This is a genomic window from Muriicola jejuensis (genome assembly GCF_010671595.1).
In the GTDB taxonomy this organism is placed as follows: domain Bacteria; phylum Bacteroidota; class Bacteroidia; order Flavobacteriales; family Flavobacteriaceae; genus Muriicola; species Muriicola jejuensis.
On record NZ_JAABOP010000003.1, the window covers coordinates 1 to 17271 of the forward strand.

The 17271-nt window shown below is 45.0% G+C and carries 14 protein-coding genes; 8 read left to right on the forward strand and 6 right to left on the reverse strand.

The features are described 5' to 3' along the window. Positions 1-4: 4 nt before the first annotated feature. The 4 genes from GWK09_RS10850 to GWK09_RS10865 form a co-directional block, all read right to left on the reverse strand. Positions 5-151 (reverse strand): hypothetical protein, encoded by a 147-nt coding sequence (locus GWK09_RS10850; RefSeq protein ID WP_163693448.1) that lies wholly within the window; start codon positions 149-151, stop codon positions 5-7. A gap of 379 nt (positions 152-530) precedes the next feature. Further along, positions 531-1127, reverse strand: coding sequence for a hypothetical protein (locus GWK09_RS10855; RefSeq protein ID WP_163693449.1), 597 nt, complete (start codon positions 1125-1127; stop codon positions 531-533). 215 nt (positions 1128-1342) lie between these two features. Next, positions 1343-2644, reverse strand: coding sequence for an OmpA family protein (locus GWK09_RS10860; RefSeq protein WP_163693450.1), 1302 nt, complete (start codon positions 2642-2644; stop codon positions 1343-1345). 213 nt (positions 2645-2857) lie between these two features. After that, a complete protein-coding gene (locus GWK09_RS10865; protein ID WP_163693451.1) occupies positions 2858-3343 on the reverse strand; it encodes a hypothetical protein in 486 nt (161 codons plus the stop codon). Between the two features lie 143 nt (positions 3344-3486). Between GWK09_RS10865 and GWK09_RS10870 the strand changes: the two genes are divergently transcribed. The 7 genes from GWK09_RS10870 to trhA all read left to right on the forward strand — a co-directional run bounded on the left by GWK09_RS10870 (position 3487) and on the right by trhA (position 12947). Then, complete coding sequence (locus tag GWK09_RS10870; protein WP_163693452.1) at positions 3487-5445, forward strand: ATP-binding protein; 1959 nt, start codon at positions 3487-3489, stop codon at positions 5443-5445. After that, positions 5442-6068, forward strand: a complete 627-nt coding sequence (locus tag GWK09_RS10875) for a response regulator (protein WP_163693453.1) — start codon at positions 5442-5444, stop codon at positions 6066-6068. Before GWK09_RS10870 ends, GWK09_RS10875 begins: the two co-directional genes overlap by 4 nt. 79 nt (positions 6069-6147) lie before the next feature. Next, positions 6148-8319, forward strand: coding sequence for a hypothetical protein (locus GWK09_RS10880; RefSeq protein WP_163693454.1), 2172 nt, complete (start codon positions 6148-6150; stop codon positions 8317-8319). Positions 8320-8468: 149 nt separating this feature from the next. After that, positions 8469-9386: a hypothetical protein gene (locus tag GWK09_RS10885; RefSeq protein ID WP_163693455.1), complete on the forward strand. Its 918-nt coding sequence runs from the start codon at positions 8469-8471 to the stop codon at positions 9384-9386. Between the two features lie 233 nt (positions 9387-9619). After that, on the forward strand, positions 9620-10930 hold the full coding sequence (locus GWK09_RS10890) for a hypothetical protein (protein WP_163693456.1): 1311 nt from the start codon (positions 9620-9622) through the stop codon (positions 10928-10930). Between the two features lie 28 nt (positions 10931-10958). Next, on the forward strand, positions 10959-12299 hold the full coding sequence (locus GWK09_RS10895; RefSeq protein WP_163693457.1) for an amidohydrolase family protein: 1341 nt from the start codon (positions 10959-10961) through the stop codon (positions 12297-12299). Positions 12300-12314: 15 nt separating this feature from the next. Further along, complete coding sequence (gene trhA, locus GWK09_RS10900) at positions 12315-12947, forward strand: PAQR family membrane homeostasis protein TrhA (RefSeq protein WP_163693458.1); 633 nt, start codon at positions 12315-12317, stop codon at positions 12945-12947. A gap of 55 nt (positions 12948-13002) precedes the next feature. Here the strand turns inward: trhA and GWK09_RS10905 are convergent, their stop codons facing one another. Both GWK09_RS10905 and GWK09_RS10910 read right to left on the reverse strand, forming a co-directional pair. Continuing rightward, the gene (locus GWK09_RS10905) at positions 13003-15204 is read right to left on the reverse strand and encodes an Ig-like domain-containing protein (RefSeq protein ID WP_163693459.1); all 2202 of its coding nucleotides are present in this window, start codon (positions 15202-15204) and stop codon (positions 13003-13005) included. A 152-nt stretch (positions 15205-15356) separates the two neighbouring features. Then, positions 15357-16028 (reverse strand): ZIP family metal transporter, encoded by a 672-nt coding sequence (locus GWK09_RS10910; protein WP_163693460.1) that lies wholly within the window; start codon positions 16026-16028, stop codon positions 15357-15359. Positions 16029-16107: 79 nt separating this feature from the next. Between GWK09_RS10910 and GWK09_RS10915 the strand changes: the two genes are divergently transcribed. Then, complete coding sequence (locus GWK09_RS10915; RefSeq protein ID WP_163693461.1) at positions 16108-17271, forward strand: THUMP domain-containing class I SAM-dependent RNA methyltransferase; 1164 nt, start codon at positions 16108-16110, stop codon at positions 17269-17271.

The window sequence follows — 17271 nt, forward strand, 5'->3', positions numbered from 1 at the left end:
TTTTTTATTCTATGAAAGGATCATATACAAAGGCCTGAAGCAGAGCCCAGGCTCGCTTCAGGATCCCTTCCTGGTAGCCGCTCACACATCGCCACGGCTCGTGTTCACGGACAGTCAGGGATAGGTCACCGCCTTTTTTAAAAGCACTCATAGCAAAATGGGTGCTTTTTTTATGCTATACAATGAATCAGGCACCAAGGCCTGAAGCAGAGCCCAGGCTCGCTTCAGGATCCCTTCCTGGTAGCCGCTCACACATCGCCACGGCTCGTGTTCACGGACAGTCAGGGATAGGTCGCCGCCTTTTTTAAAAGCACTCATAGCAATTAGGATGCTTTTTTTATGTCTTGCTATCCAACTTACCCGCTGATGATCATTACTACAGGAAAGACATTCCCCCCGGGGGACATACGTCCTTATTCCCCCTTGATGAAAAGATAATCTCCGAGAATGAAGGATTAAAGCAGGATGAAGACAACCAGGTATGTATTATGTCTTCCAACCAGACAAACAATTGGTTACTTGATTGAGATCTAACCATTTTTCTTTTGGCGTTCCAATTCGGAAAGCCAGTCCTGTGAATAGGCTCTTACAAAATTCGTTAACTCCATTCCGGCACGAAAACAAGCCTTCCATTGGGTATCTTTTTTCTCATATACGGGATTCGTAAAGACCTGATGATTATTCTTGGGGTTGAGTTTAGTCGTAGCATTGAAATCTACATCTTTAGTGATTTCAAGGAAATCTTTGATACTCCTTATCAATAGATCATTAGGTTCTGCAGGATATCTGAATTCCCAATTCTTTCGATCTTCAGGGTCCATATTCCCATCTAAAGCTGCCTCCATGCGTTTAAGCTCGTACAAGGCACCCGCTTTGGCTTCTTCGGGTAACATGTCCAATACTTCCGGAGTGTACATTTCCCTGTATTCTGCCAGTTGCATTTCGTACATTTCCCTGGTTTCCTGGTTGAGTTCTGCTACCTTTGGTTTATGGGCCTGCCGTTCCTTTTCGTATTTAATCAGAAATGCATCTGATTTGAAATAGGATTTGGTATAGTCCAAAGCTTCTTCTGCCACTATGATTTGATCACCGCTCGTAAGGGCCCTGATTATGGAGAGATTTTCCATTCTGGGCGCACCGAAAACACAGTTTTCAGATGCCGCACAATCAAATTGTATCCATAATACATTGGTATCCCGAATGCCTAATTTTGTAAAAATAGGATCCGTTAGTGTTTTGACTACAATTCCTGAAATCAATAAAAATCCAACTATGGATATAACAAAAGCAATAAAAATCCTTTTCATCTCGCTATAAATTTATTATTGTTGGTATAGTTATTCTAGTTTATTATCCTTACAAATTCCACACGTCGATTTTTGGCTTTACCAATAGAGGTGCTATTCGACTCCAGAGGACTACTTTCACCCCTACCTTCAGTACTCAACATATCCCCGGTTACCCCAAAATCAGAAACCAGAGCATTTTTGACGGCTTCAGCCCGCTTTTTTGAAAGTTCCATATTGGCAGATTCATCCCCATCACTATCTGTATGCCCTATGATCATGACATTGACTTTGCTCTCTTTGATTATTCCGGATATCTCCTTAAGTGCTCCGTAGGATTCAGGTTTGATCTTATCTGAATTCACCGAGAACATGATACTGTTGGTCACCAATTTCCCCTCGGTAAGCAATTTGTTCCTTGTGTCCGGGTTGCCTATAGCCATTCGAATATTGCCTATAAAATAATTATCCTGTTCATACATAGAAGAAATCTGGAATTCGAATAAATTGGGTTTCATATCCTTGGGAAGGATTTTGGGTGCATCCACGATCTTATTCTCATTGACATAGATCCTCAATCGCTCTTTTTGTCCCCAAATGGAAACCTTAATATGGTGTTTTTCCGAAGATGGCAACCAGATGGTCTTGAGATCAATATTATTGGCGTGAATCCCATTCACCCTGTATTCACCATATCCATTGGTGCCATAACTATTTGGAGGTGGAACTATGCCGGGATGCAGCTTGAAGGAGAATGTATTATTGATGTTCCAGGATGAAGCCTCGGAACCATTGTCCCCCTTACGAAATCGATCCAGATCGATCACGTTCCTCAAAAAGAACTGTATTGGACTGGAACCCCATTCAAAAGGGACGGAGCAAAAAAGGTCAAATTGGATCGTGTAATTCTCACCCAGGGCAACAAAGGAATCAAAAAAGAAACTTGAATTTTCCTTCAGCATCAGCCATTTACCTTCCTTGCCATCAACACTTACTACCTCACCCGAGCCATTGGTAAACCATAATGCCGGAAAATCGCCAATGGCATCCTGGTTAAAATCTTCCCAAAGAATGAGTTGTTCACCAGGCACAAAATCGAATTTGGACTTATAGGAAGTACGGTTTTCCGGATCTGAGGAAGCAGTATAGGTCTCCGTGCCGGATCCCTGCTCTGCTACCGGTTCTGTATCCGAGGATGATGGCTCTGCAGGGGTTGATTTTTTCTCCAGTCCCTTTTCTATTTTCTTTTCGACCTGCCCGGTTACTTTTTTCTTTACTTTCTGCAACAATTGGGCATCGGATCCGAATGGGAAAGCCAGTAAGGCTATCACCATCAACAACTGAATCGCTGTTTTCATTTCTGTGTCATTTAGATTTAGGTTAAAAGTAAAGTTTGGGTAAAGAATCTATATCCCTGAAAAAGGGGATTTCATTCATGGGTTTTCAAATGATCTGATATACCAAAAAGCGGGCGCCATTATAGCCAATACCGGCAAGGTCAGATGACCTGAAACAGGCATTCACTAGGCCTGAAAAACCTTCCCTGTAATGGCATTTCAGTTATAGCCAGCTTAATCTCTTTCGAGGACGAGATTGATCCATGCGCATTCATCGATTCCGTCATCGTTGAAGTCCCATTCAGTGGATCCATCCTCCCCGGCTAATTCCAATACACTTCCATCGAAGAATTCGGCAAAATAGGTCGGGTCATCTTCCGGATCCTCATCAAATTGTATGGTGAAGTAAGCCCCTTCCTCGAAATACATCAACCCTGTTATGTTTTCGGTTCCTTCCCCCAGGTCAACCCTAAGGGTAAATCTCCCGTTCGATTGGATCGTCATAGAAGGAACGATCCCGGGGATGAGCAGGTTGAATACCTCCCCACCTGTACAGGACCTGACTTCCAGAAGGGTAACATCCCAGGTTCCGGCCAGATCACTGATACAGAATGCGGGGCCGCAGTCCTCCCGGTCAGACCCCTCATCTATGTTGCATGCACTCACGGAAAGAAGCAGGAACAGGCCTGCCGTACCATAGATATATTTGTTAATGTTCATCTTGTGCAGATTTAAAGTGAATGATCTAAATGTATTCCAGTTCCATAAAGAGGATATCCCTTAAAAAGGGGAATTTAAAATACCTGAAAAAAGGGATAAACGATGAACCGCAATCCGTACCTTAGAGTGGATATTTCATAGAGATGAAAGAGATCTTTTTGCCGCTCAGCATTTTGCTTTCCTTTCATTGGGCCACCATGGGGCAGGACCTCCAGGATACCCCGGTTCTCCCTTTGAAGTATGCTGCGGTAACACGGGATTCTGCCGGGGTCGATCGCATGATTGCCGAAGGACAGAGACTGGAGGGTGCATACCCCGATTCAGCGGTGGCCTGGTACCGTAAAGCGGGGGCTGTAAGCGACAGCATAGGCTATGATCGCGGTGTACTGAAGTATATATCGAACTATACCTACGTACTCAATATGCAGGGAAAATATGATTCTTCCCTGGTACTTAACCAAAGGTCCCTTGGTATAGCAAGAAAAATGGGAGATTCACTTGTCCTGGCCAAGTGCCTTTTCAACACCGGTTCTTCCTTTCAACTGCTCAATCTCTACGAGGAAGCCATACCCCTGTACATGGAGGGGAATACCCTCTTTGAAGGCCTTGGGCAGGAACCATTTATCGCCAAAGGTTCAGATATCCTGCAAACCCTGTATCAGAAACTCAGGCGCTATGACCGGGCCTATGCGCTGGGGAACCAGTCTATTATCCTGGCCCGGAAACACGGAATGACCCACGAATTGGGATACGCCCTATGCAATATGTCTGCCAACCATTTTGCCCTGGGTGAAACGGAAAAAGCCGGGGCGGTGCTCCGGGAAGCCCTGGAGATCGCGGTGGCCATGGAAGACAACTATCTCAAGGCTGCAGCGCAGCTGCAGCTCTCCGAATATTATCAGCGTAAAGGGCAATGGGAAGATATGCGGGGTGCAGCCCAAAGTGCACAGCAGATATCAGAGGAGATCAGGGACGCCGTTGGCATCGGACAGGCTTTTTTAATAAGGTCTGCATACGAAATGTACAGAAGGGACTACCGGTCTGCAGAGTTGTTGGGATTAAAGGCCCTGGAGACCTTCAGAAAGGAGAAATTGGGAGCTGAAGAAGTGGATGCCCTCCGATGGCTGGAGAAGGTATCCCTGGCCGGGGGCGACTATGCTTCCCAAATGGACTATAAGGAGGAGGCCGATGCCAAGGCCTATGAAATACTGAATTCCCAGATTCAGTCGCGCGTACTTCAGCTCGAGAAACGCTATGAGTCCGAAATAAAGGCCCGGCAGATTGAACAACTGGAGGGCCAGGCACAAAGGCAGGACCGTATCCTGAGGAACCGCAACTTGCTTTCCACCTCACTGATCATTGCCATTGTTTTATTGATCATCATCGGATTTCTACTCTATAGAAATTTTCAGCACAAACTGGCCCTGAGGCAGAAAAAGCTCAATAAGATTGAGTTGGAGACCCGGCTCATGGCCATAGAAGCCGTATTGCATGGGGAGGAAAAGGAACGGGAACGCGTGGCCAGGGAGTTACATGACGGTCTGGGGTCCATGCTATCCAGCATTAAATTCTCCATCCAGAACGCAATGCTTTCTGCCGGGGAGGATGAAATCAACAGGGAAGCCTATGTAAAAGGTATAGATATGCTGGACTTCTCTATCGATGAGATCCGTAGGATTGCCTATAATATGATGCCTCAAACCTTGGTAACCTTTGGCCTGGATACAGCCCTGAGGGATTTCTGCTCCCTTACCAATCAGGAGGATAAGTTGAAGGTGAGTTACCAGTCCATAGGACTTGAAGAACTGGAGCTGGAACAGTCCGTTTCCCTTTCTATCTACAGGATTGTACAAGAACTCGTTCACAATGCCATAAGGCACGGTTATCCAAGAGAGATCATAGTGCAACTCATCCGAAGCGGAAATACGATGGAGATTACGGTTGAGGATAATGGTTCGGGATTCGATCCCAAAATACTGGAAAAATCGCAGGGCATTGGATGGGGCAGCATCAAAAACCGCATCAAGCTTTTGGAGGGTCAGCTGGAATTGCATACAGCTCCCGGGGAAGGAACATCTGTACAAATACGTATTGAGACATGACCACAAAATTCTTTATTGTCGATGACCATTTTATGGTAGTGGAAGGTATCCGCTCATTGTTACAGGATGAAAAATCCGTCCAATGGGTGGGTTCAGCCCGCAATGCAGCCTTCTGTATGGCAGAGCTCCTAACCCGGAATCCCGATATCATTTTGATGGATATCAACCTTCCGGACAAAAGCGGGATTGAACTCTGCCGCGAGGTAAAACAGAAATACCCCTCTGTAAAAGTGATCGGCCTGAGCACGTTCAACCAGCAGAGTTTTGTAAAAAAGATGCTGGAAAGCGGGGCGTCCGGATATATTCTGAAGAACGCTGCCAAAAAAGAGCTGTTAAAGGCCATGGATACCGTAATGCGCGGGCAAGTCTATATGAATGAAGAGGTCTCCCGCCTTCTCAGACAATCCACGGGCCCGGAGGTGGTGCTCACCAAACGGGAAAAGGAGATCCTGTCCCTTATCGCTGAAGGATTGACCAATGCGGAGATAGCAGACCGCCTTTACTTGGGTACTACAACTGTAGACACCCATAGAAAACACCTGCTGCTTAAGATCGGGGCGCGGAACAGTGCCGAAATGGTGAAAAAGGCTTTTCTGAAAAATTTACTTCAGCTTGATTCCTAGGATGCTTATCCCCGAAAAAGGGGAAAAATGAGCGAATGTAGTCCTTTATTTTTATCCAGTAATTCTTAATTGCAGAATCATGACACGTTGTAAATGGTTTGTAGTCTTCATTATGCCCTTTCTGATGTATTGGCCCCTGCTGGCACAGGATAAAACAGAGCATTCCGAAATGCAACAGGAGATCCGGGAGATGAAACAGGAGATTAAAGAACTCGAAGCAGAAATTGCTGAAGCCAGGGTGAACGACCCGGACGAAGTTCCAGAACTTGAAAAAGAACTGGCCAGCCTTAAAAAGATCGTCGCCTCCTTTGAAGGCATGGCAGGGATGAATTCGAAGCCTGTTGAATCGGTTAAAAAGGAAGCGATTACTTCCACCCCGCCGAGATCATCGCCCGTAGTGACCATCGATCTGAAGCAGCCGGTAACAGCACCCAGGATCGGAGAGTACAACGATCGGTTGCTGTGGTACAGCGGTAAAAGAATAAATGACAGTACCCTGGTCACCACGAGTTCCATGGTGGTGCAGTACCAGCGCACAAAGAAGCGGGTGGTCGCACAGCCAGATAAGAAGTCCGATCCTTTTGAACCTCTCATACGCGAGCTGGAAATGGCTCAGGAAAAGGAAGATGAGCTGGTCGAGAAATTCGATAAGATGAAAAATGGTTTTATGTACTATCCCGAGCTGGAAAAGACCATAGAACGCTATGATGACCTTAATCAGCAGTACGGGGAGATCGTGAATAATGTCATCGATTTGCCCGAAACACCTGCGGACGGTGTGGGCAAGTTCGCCATTTCACAACCTGCCTCTGACAATCCGGGAGCCAATGGACCTGAAGAAAATCGAGCAAAGAGTTTCCTTGAAGAAACAATGGAAAAAGCGAAAAGGATGTTTGAAGCCCTGCCCCCGGTTGAGGATTTTCCGCCTCCCCCTGAGACTGATTTTAGTATGTGTGCAGCCTGTGACGGGAAGCTTAAGGAGCAGGAACGCCTCGCATTTGAAGCATGGGAGGAGAAATTTCTTGGTAAGGAACGGGAAATTTTGTCGTTTGTCCTCGGTGCAGAAAGGCAGATGTCTCTATTGGGAGTGGAAACAGAAAACGAATCAGTCCTGGGGACAAAATTATTTGAGGATCTGTCATTACGAATCGATAAGAAAATCAAATTGTTAATTGCCACTTATGGCAAGAAGATCGAATATATCCAGACAGTGAACAGGATGTATTTGACTCATGAGAGACAGAAAGCGCTGTTGGGCATCGAGGACAATAGTTCCGACCTGTCTTCCCAGATAATATCATTAGATAAACTTTATAGAGATTATTTTAAAGAGCAAAAAGGTCTCAGAAACCACGATTTTGTTTTAAATATTCAAAGTCACCTATCCCTGGAAAGACAAAAAGCTATTTTAGGCATTGAATCTCCCCCTGGTCAAAACGGCCTAGGAGAAATTTTTGATGAGGTCGAGAACTATAACAGATTTGCGCTTACCCTTGATCTGGATTTTGACTATCTGCAAACGGATGATGAGGAGGAATTGGAACTAAGGGCCACGGGAGTCATGGCTACGGAAAAAAAGACCTATACCAGGCTAATACCCAACGAGTGTTCCTACCGGATGGTGAAATACGATGTGGATTTTATGAATACAGATCATATAGTTGTTGCCATCCCCATCAAGGTGATTTCAGGGACCAAAACCATCAGGAATGATGATGATGAAGAAGTGACGTTTGCATATTCGGGACCCGAAAGGTACCTGTTGAACTTTCCCGAATTCAAGCTGGATTTTTGTAAAGGCCAGGCCACTGATTCCATCGTATTTATGCCTTTATTCGGGGATTCCGATTATCAGATAGCCAAGGATCTGCACAAAGTTTATAAAGGTGAAATGTTGCCCCTTGCGAACTATATGTTCATCCGCCCAGATAAAATGGAAGATAACCTGGACAAGGGAATGGATCTCGCCGCCATGATCATGACCACTTTAGGAGGCTATCAATCAGTGAAGATCGGCTCAACCCGGGAAAAGTTGAAGAATCAGTACGAGGCCAAAAAGAAACAGGATAGCTACAGAAAGGATATCAATGAACTAACCTCCCCGGGGAAGACGGTATTTATCTTTGATGCCCAGGTGGGAAAGCAAGTCATCGCAAATTTGTATAAGGATGTCAAGTATAGGATAGACGAGAATACCGAATTGGTGAAAGGGCTGATCCAAATTAAGGTCGAGCATGTTCCAATGGAATAGAATTGACGGCAAGTTTTCGCCGTACTGATGAATCTGGAAACGAATTGGGATCTCTGCAAAGGATTTAATGGATCAAACTCGGAGCGATCTGGACGGCGCTCATAGTAAAATTTGTTGATAAAGCTTAATTATAATCGAAAAGAAACAGGATGAAAGGTCTCCTGAATTGCATTTCCATGACCCTCTTGTTCTCTCTCTCGGCACAAAAAAACCTGACACCTGTTGCCTGTTCGGAGTTTACAGGTCTTGAGTTTAACGGCCGTCCTTTGAAGGACACAAGGAGTTTTTTTGTGGGCCTGGCTAAGACTACCCTGGAATTGGAAACAGGCCCCGATACTGTAAGCGATCTGGAGGTATTTGTATGGCCCAACAGGGGCGGACTGAAATCCGATTCCGAGCTCTGGCTGAACTCCGTTATCCATAACCTGGATTCTCTCGGATGGAAATTGCGTACTTCGGAAAGAGATCATTCGTTCATGTATCTGGAGAAAGTAGTTCAGCACCTGATCATGTACTATGCCCCTGGTAAGAATGAGGCCAATGTATATTTCGGCAAACTGAATATTCCCGAAACGCCGGAGATCCCAGTGCAGGATGAAGCCTTTTCTGTAACTGAGCCCGACACGGTGATCACAACAGTCGTATTTTCAAACAGTAATGCCTCCCTGGTCGGAAAATGGGGGACCCTGGCGGGGGCCAAGGTAAACAGGCAGGATAGCTCCACCGGTTATATGGTGGTATCGGGCGTGAGTAAGGGCTTCGGGCTAGAATTCAGGCAAGATGGGACGTTCCTCCATGTTACCGTGGTGACCTCCGGAAGGCCGAATTATCGGGTTTTTGTAACTACCGAAGGGAAATGGTCCGCGATAGCAGGCGAAGTAAATTTCTATCCAACCGACCGCCACTACCGCAAATGGGAAAATGAGATCATCATGGCGGATGAGCATTCGGTACCTGATCCGTACATGATGTACTGGCGGAAAGGTGAAAATATCTATACAGGAGAAAGCTGCCTGTATGTCCGATACCCGGACGAGAAACAGGAGCGTGAGCTATGTTCTGAATAAGCAATGACCACCAGACGCTATGATAAGTCTGGAATTAGTACCATAGTTAGAACCATAAATGAACGTTATCCCCCTGGGGACTAACGTCCTTCTTCCCCCTTGAGAACAAAATAATCCGCAATACGGAAATAGAAAAGCGGTGAAGATAGATCGTTAAGCTTACGTAAATATCGGATCCACCTGCCTATAAGCAGATTTTTCCTATATATTTATATTCCTCAACCAGTTTGTTCATGAGTAATAATCCACATGATGCCAAGTTCAAAAAATGGCTGGATGTCCTGCAGCAAGAGAGCTGGCAGCTTGAGCTGATCATTTCAGGTTTTGCTATTTACGGTCTCTTTATGATTATCGACCCTATAGAAATGGCAAACTTGGAAGCCCAGAATGATGGAAATATGTACAAGATCTTCCTCATGCAGGGATTGACTGTTTCATGGTACATTCTGACTGTCAATTTAATAGCTCATGTAATATTAAGGGGATTGTGGATCGGGGCCATAGGGTTAAGATATGTGTCCGGAGACATTGATTACGAAAAACTTCCCTACAGTCCCAAGTTTACCAAGCATCTCAAAAGACGGGTGGGTTCCTTTGATAGCTACGTGGCTACCCTGGAAAAGTACTGCAGTATCATTTTTGCCGTCACATTCCTTCTAGTCTTTTATCTGCTCGGTTTGCTGGCTATTTCATTCACCTTTGCACTTATCGGATTGTGGATAGATAAGGAGGAAACACCCAACTGGGTGCGCTTAGGAATAGGAGTACCAATTATCCTATTTTTGAGCTTCGGGGTTCTCCTTACATTCATAGACTTCATCACACAAGGATGGTTGAAAAAGAAAAAGTGGACCACGTTTTTTTACTATCCCGTATACTGGGTCTTCAAGTACATCACATTGAGTTTCCTCTACAGGCCCATGGTCTATAATTTTCTTGACACCCGCTTCGGAAAAAGACTAAGCATGATCATTGTTCCCCTGTATCTGGGCATTTTCATCCTTTCAGCGACCGGTTTCAGCACCTCTAATTATCTGGATAAGGAAATGAATTCAAATTCCCAGATTGCGAATAGCAATAATTATAACGACCTGATCGAAATGAACAATTCTTTTGCCGATAGGGCTTCTATTCCCTCAAAAATCATCCCCGATCCTTATCTGAATGTGTTCGTGGTGTACGGAAGTACGATTGAGGACGATGTCTTCTACTTCAATGAAAAGCTCAAACCGGAGGAAGACAAGAGAGGAATCCACTCTGCTTTTACAGACGGGGTTCTTTCCTGGGAAAAGCGTGGAGAACTAAAGGAATACATGAAGACTATTGAGGAGATGTATACCCTTTCTATCGATTCTGTCGATTACAAACCTCAGTTCGTATTTACCTTAAATCCAAGAAAACAAATGGGATTTGAAACCTTTCTCAACATGGATTCTATCCCCGAGGGAAAACACGTTCTCAGTGTTAAACGCATGGATCACCTAAGGGACAGCAGCTATCTCAGAACTATCATCCGCATTCCATTTTGGCATTACAAAAATTAAAGATTCAATGCATAATAAAACGTTTACTATGAAACATAAGATCTCCGCGATTTTATTTACCCTATCCTGTTTCTCGGGAATATGGGCACAAAATGTCCAAGTAAAGGCACTTGTAGGGGGTACGTTGATTGACGGATACGGGTCCGATCCTATTAGAAACAGTGTCATCATTATCCAAGGTGAACGAATCCTGGCTGTTGGAAACCAGGACAATACACCCATTCCTGAAAATGCTGAAGTGATCTCTACTGAAGGGATGAGTATCCTGCCCGGGCTCTGGGATATGCATGTACATACCATGATCAATGGTCATGCTGATTACGATCATTGGGACAAAACCTATCCTCCCCTATTCAAGGATGTGATCATGCCATCTTCAGCTCATCAACTCCTGATGGCCGGGGTAACGAGTGCTCGGGACCTGGGTGCACCCCTCGATGCCAGTATTGCGGTCAGGGATGCGATCAATTCCGGTGAAATTCCCGGCGCTACACTCTATGTATCAGGGCCTTTTATCCAGCATAAACCCTATCCGGGAACAGAGGACTTTCGCTGGGGTGTAAACGGTCCCGAGGATGGAAGGCGAAAAATCCAGAAATTGGCGAAAGCCGGGGTAGATGTCATTAAACTGATCGACCAGGATCAGATGACCATGGAAGAACTAAAGGCTGTGGTAGATGAAGCTCACAAGAATAATCTGAAGGTGGTAGCCCACGGGCACCGACCTGAAGAGATCAGGAGGGGGTTGCAGGTTGGGGTCGACTGTTTTGAGCATACCGGTCTCTCTTCTGCTCCGAAATACCCTGAGGACGTCATGGAGATGATCCGGGAGCGAACAGCCCAAATGAATCTGGGACCCCTATTCTGGTGTCCTACTGTGGAAGGTCTCTACAACTATGAATACGTTCGGGACAACCCCGAAAAACTGGACAATGATTCCTGGCATCTCGGCCTGCCCGATAGCGTTATTCGCGATATCCGGGAGAGCATCAAACACCCCGACCAACTGCCGTACTTTCAATTGACACCAGTCAGGAAACCCACTCTCAAGACCAAAATCCGGCAACTCATGGATGCTGGTGTGGTCTTACTGGTTGGGACAGATAGCGGAATACCTATGAAGTTCCACAGCCAGTCTACCTGGAATGAGCTCGATGTCTGGGTCAATGAATTCGGCATAGATCCCATGTATGCCATTCGTGCTGCAACCTACTGGCCTGCCCTGTGGATGGGTGTTTCGGAGGATGTGGGCACCATCACTCCCGGGAAATACGCAGATATCATTGCAGTAAAAGGAGATGTGCTGAGATATATCAATCTGCTTCAGGACGTGGATTTGGTGATCAAACACGGAGTGAGATATAAGTGAATGTGAGTTCCTCCTATGTCTGATTCAAAACGCTACCATCAGGAAGAAAGACTGAATGCGATCTCCCACGGTCTTGGGGTCATACTGGGGATTGTCGGAGCATTCGTTCTCTGGAATAAACAGGATTCCACGAACCCATGGGAAACCTGGAGCATCCTGATTTACAGCGGTAGTATCGTCCTTCTTTTTACCGCCTCCACCCTATACCACGCCGTGAATGATCCAAGGATCAAGAGCAGACTGAGGGTTCTGGACCATATCAGTATCTATTTTCTGATCGCGGGAACCTATACTCCTGTTGCTCTGCTAACCCTGGCTGAATCCAAAGGCGTCCTACTTTTTATCATAGTTTGGGGGGTTACCCTGGCAGGGACCCTTTTCAAAATCTTCTATACCGGAAAATTGGAGTACCTGTCCCTTGTCCTGTACCTTGTGATGGGATGGCTGATCGTGGTCGATTTTCCATTCCTATGGGAGCAATTGTCCGCATTCGGGGTGACCATGCTGTTTTTGGGGGGTGGATTTTATTCCCTCGGAATCGTCTTTTACGCGGTCAGAAAAATCCCCTATAACCACTTTATCTGGCACCTCTTTGTTCTGGGGGGAGCCATTAGTCACTGGTGCTTAATATTCGATATTCTAGAGTAAAATACCTACTTACCTTTCATACCCCTATCTTTTAAGCGATCCCAACTTGCCGCATTTACCGGACTCCAAAAAAATTGTTTTGAGGCATCCAATAAAATCCTCCAAAATCATTCGAAATAATTCCATCAGATCTTGTGATTTTGCGTCTGTTATAACTATTTATAGGGACCAGATCATTGATAAAATCATCATACGAAAATACATTTTCATAATCCCTTAATTCCGTTTGAAGAAGTTCCAGGGTACCCGAATCCCTGAGCTGATTGAGTTGGCCGGATTGTAACTCGACCGGTAACTCAGGAATGATAACCTCATTAGACACCTGACTGTCGAATGTGATAACCCATTCATAAGGACTCGCACTGCTTCCCTGATCAGAAAAACTGAGCTTACCGACTATGTGTCCTGAGCCATTTAATGTCAGGTTCACTGTCTGACCGCTGTAATTTGATGTAATGTCCCATGAAGGAATAGTATATACCTCTGAAGGCAGTCCCGGTCCTTCCGAATGGAACATTCCTATCGTTATTTGATGAGAATAGTGGGAAAAATAAGAACTCGAAATGTACGGGAAAGAGGTGAGCATATTGCTTCCATAACCATATCCAAATACTTTGTGAAAGATGTTGTTGTCAAATGACTCTTGCGATTCAAATCCAAATAATTCAAGCCTGCTGGCATTTTGATTGAGATAGTTTGCCGGATTAGTTGTAAATGACCCTGAAACGTTATTTATGGTTTCAAAATCATTGTTGACAAATACAAAGTCAGAAGGAACAGGTTCCGATATGACTTGCGCCCTGTAAGATCCGTTCAAGGTATTAAATAAATAAGCATATAGAATGTCAGAATCATAGGGATGTCCATCAGGAATGAAATTATCGACCAAGGTGTTGCCGGATTCATCCGAACTTAGACCATAATCTGCGCCAAAAAGACTCAATTCACTTTGGGGATCTAAATCCTGCTTTGAGTACAAATTTGAACCGGTGTAGATAAATCTTCTGGACTCTGGAAGAGTTAGATCCTGAAGTTGAGTACGGGTAACGTTTTGATAGGTATTTAAAAATGAATTATTGGCATTAACCCCGACTGTGGAAGCAAAAGTCAACATAAACTCCTCCTCCAAACCGTATTCCCCTGGAGCGAACAAATCGACTACCGTATTTTGTGACGACACCATTTGCGCATCCAGAATAGTTCCATCCATGGCCGAAGCGAATAGATAATGATTAGATGGGAGTGACTCGTTGAAATAGTTCTGAGGAATATGTAACCGTGCCAATCTTCTTTTTACAAGGACTGAAATATTCAATTCTGAAAGATTTTGCAATGAATCGAGTGCCCGAATGGTTAGGATTTGTTCACCTGTAGAGATTTCTTCGGGATCAATTTCGAATTCATAGGGATCCCCGGATTGAAACTCTGATAATATCACGTCATTCAATAAGAAGGTAACCGATTGAACGCCTGAATAGATGTCGGCAATAGAAGCTGTTAATACGCTTAGATCCGCAAGGATCTGCTGTTCCGAGATTGAAACACTAGAAATATTAGGTCCTGTATTATCAACAATGAAAGGAACCGTGAAATTAGCTGTATTCTTCGCTTCGTCTGTCGCGCTTATTTCAAAGGTGTTTTCACCATCCGAATAGTTGAAAGTATTGATGTTGACCATATAAGGAGGTTCGGTAAAACTTCCGATAATTTGACCATTTACAGAAGCCTCAACCAGACTTAACCCTTCATTGTCATTCACTGAAAATGAAATTTCATTGGTGTTGCCTGCAAGGACCTGGTCAGCCGTTAAATTCACCTCACTGATCACAGGTAATTCATTATCAATATATAATAGTTGGGTTAAACTGGAAGAATTGCCGGCCTCGTCCGTTGCTACAATTTCGAGTGTGTACTCCCGATATTTTCCGTTAATAGCATTTTTGGATGTATAATTTGATATATCAATAAAGATCTGATAAGGACTTGTTGTGTCTTCTCCGACTTTGACATCATCTATAAAGGCTTCAATTTTATTTATTCCTCCTGCATCGGATGCCGAAATACTGACGATCAGTTCTTGGCTTACAATAATTGGCGTGTTCGGTGTGGAATTGGGGAACCCTGAAATGTTTATGCTTAACTGAGGAGGCGTCACATCTGGCGGAAGATCGTTCTCACCAGAATCAGATGAGCACGAGTTGATCAGAAGAAAAGCTACAAGGAGAAGTGTTGATTTTGCTAAGGAACTAAAAGGCATTCTTGTCATTCTTGAATTACTGGAATTTGGGCAATTATAGCTAATCTTTTATAACAGGAAAAGCCTTCACGCCAAATACTTCAAAAATAGGATGAACTGTTGAGCACATTTGCTCTCAGCTCTTATGCAAATTAAAAATCAGCAGATAACCTCTATATTAAATACGCCACGAGGAACCCCAGGCAGATCACGCCCAGTTTTCGGATATTGAAAACGTGTTCTTTGGAAGTCTCAAACAGGATCACCGTACTGATGTGCAACAATATCCCGATGACAATGGCCGTGATTTGTGCGCGATACTCATTGATGATTTCGAGCTGACTGGAAAGTAGGCTCCCTAAAGGGGTCATTAAAGAGAACACAAGGATAAACCCAACGGCATAAGACGTCCTTAAATTAGAGTTCAGCAGGAACATGCTCAGTATGATTGCGATCGGGACCTTATGGATCAATATCCCGTATAAGATCGGACTGGAATCGATCAGGGGAAGACCCTCCATAAAGGAGTGTATGCAGAGGCTGATGAACAACATCCAGGGAAATGAGGTATTGCTATTATCCCAATGCACATGCCCGTGTTCTGCCCCCTTCGAAAACAATTCCAGGACAATCTGGAGGAGGATCCCGATCATGATAAATATCCCGATAGACTCCGGTTCCGGAACTGAATAAACCTCAGGAAAGAGGTCAAAGATCGTAAGCGCCAGCAAAAAAGCCCCACTAAACGAAAGAAGAAGTTGCAACCCCACAGATTTCCGAGGTTCCGCTATAGCCACAAAACCGAAGGAAAACAGCACAGAGAGGATAAGGAAGAGATACCGCATACACAGATGACCTTAATGACCGGCCGAATTCTTGTCAGGGATAAAATTAACGTATTTTTACGGCTATAAAGGGATGAGAATGAGCAATAATTTCAAGATGGTGGCCAAAACCCTCTTCGGATTTGAGGAAATACTGGCGAAGGAATTGAGGAACCTCGGTGCTATAGATGTGCAACCGGGTGTCCGCAGCGCGTCATTTGAAGGGGATATCGGCTTTATGTACAAGGCCAACCTCTGTCTGAGAACCGCTATTAAGATAATCAAGCCCATAGCGAGCTTCAAAATCAGGAATGAGGACGACCTGTACAAGAGGATCTATGCTATGGACTGGAGTTCTTTTCTGTCTGTGGACGACACTCTTGCCATTGATGCCACAGTGTATTCCGACGCTTTTTCACACAGCCTGTATGTCTCTCAGAAAACAAAGGACGCTATCGCAGATAGTTTCAGGGCACGGACTGGTCGGAGGCCCAGTGTTGATCTTGACCATCCCGATCTGCGCATCAATATTCATATCCACAAAGACCAATGCAACGTGTCCCTTGACAGTTCAGGGGCCTCCCTGCATCACCGCGGATACCGGTCTGCAACCAATATCGCCCCTATCAATGAGGTGTTAGCGGCAGGACTCCTCCTGCTCAGTGGATGGGACGGGCAGTGCGACTTCCTAGATCCCATGTGCGGGAGCGGCACCATCCCTGTGGAAGCGGCCATGATCGCTTGCAATATTCCCGCGAATCTCAATAGGAAGGGATTCGCATTTGAAAAGTGGAAGGACTTTGACCCCTCCCTGTACGAAAAGATCCTTTCGAGTTGCCTGAATAAGACACGGGATTTTTCATTCCGTATCACAGGGTATGACAAGGCCCCTTCTGCCGTTCTGAAAGCCAAGGAAAATGTGGCCAATGCCAACCTTACAGATTATATACAGATAGAACAAAAGAACTTCTTTCTCACACAAAAGACTTCTGAGAGACATCTGCATATGCTTTTTAATCCACCGTATGGGGAGCGACTGCCAATTGAGATGGAGGAGTTCTACACTCACATAGGGAACACCCTGAAACGCGGATATCCCGGAACAGATGCCTGGCTGATAACCTCTAACCTGGAAGCGCTGAAGTTTGTCGGACTCAGGCCGTCCAGCAAAATCAAGGTCTTTAACAGCCATCTGGAATCGAGACTGGTCAAATATTCCATATACGAGGGCAGCAAAAAGGCCAAGCATCGGATCCCGGATTAA

Excerpts from the sequence above, each read along its gene's own strand:
- GWK09_RS10850 (WP_163693448.1), bottom strand. The coding sequence starts at position 151 with ATGAGTGCTTTTAAAAAAGGCGGTGACCTATCCCTGACTGTCCGTGAA.
- GWK09_RS10855 (WP_163693449.1), bottom strand. The coding sequence starts at position 1,127 with ATGGAAAATCTCTCCATAATCAGGGCCCTTACGAGCGGTGATCAAATC.
- GWK09_RS10860 (WP_163693450.1), bottom strand. The coding sequence starts at position 2,644 with ATGAAAACAGCGATTCAGTTGTTGATGGTGATAGCCTTACTGGCTTTC.
- GWK09_RS10865 (WP_163693451.1), bottom strand. The coding sequence starts at position 3,343 with ATGAACATTAACAAATATATCTATGGTACGGCAGGCCTGTTCCTGCTT.
- GWK09_RS10870 (WP_163693452.1), top strand. The coding sequence starts at position 3,487 with ATGAAAGAGATCTTTTTGCCGCTCAGCATTTTGCTTTCCTTTCATTGG.
- GWK09_RS10875 (WP_163693453.1), top strand. The coding sequence starts at position 5,442 with ATGACCACAAAATTCTTTATTGTCGATGACCATTTTATGGTAGTGGAA.
- GWK09_RS10880 (WP_163693454.1), top strand. The coding sequence starts at position 6,148 with ATGACACGTTGTAAATGGTTTGTAGTCTTCATTATGCCCTTTCTGATG.
- GWK09_RS10885 (WP_163693455.1), top strand. The coding sequence starts at position 8,469 with ATGAAAGGTCTCCTGAATTGCATTTCCATGACCCTCTTGTTCTCTCTC.
- GWK09_RS10890 (WP_163693456.1), top strand. The coding sequence starts at position 9,620 with ATGAGTAATAATCCACATGATGCCAAGTTCAAAAAATGGCTGGATGTC.
- GWK09_RS10895 (WP_163693457.1), top strand. The coding sequence starts at position 10,959 with ATGAAACATAAGATCTCCGCGATTTTATTTACCCTATCCTGTTTCTCG.
- trhA (WP_163693458.1), top strand. The coding sequence starts at position 12,315 with ATGTCTGATTCAAAACGCTACCATCAGGAAGAAAGACTGAATGCGATC.
- GWK09_RS10905 (WP_163693459.1), bottom strand. The coding sequence starts at position 15,204 with ATGCCTTTTAGTTCCTTAGCAAAATCAACACTTCTCCTTGTAGCTTTT.
- GWK09_RS10910 (WP_163693460.1), bottom strand. The coding sequence starts at position 16,028 with ATGCGGTATCTCTTCCTTATCCTCTCTGTGCTGTTTTCCTTCGGTTTT.
- GWK09_RS10915 (WP_163693461.1), top strand. The coding sequence starts at position 16,108 with ATGAGCAATAATTTCAAGATGGTGGCCAAAACCCTCTTCGGATTTGAG.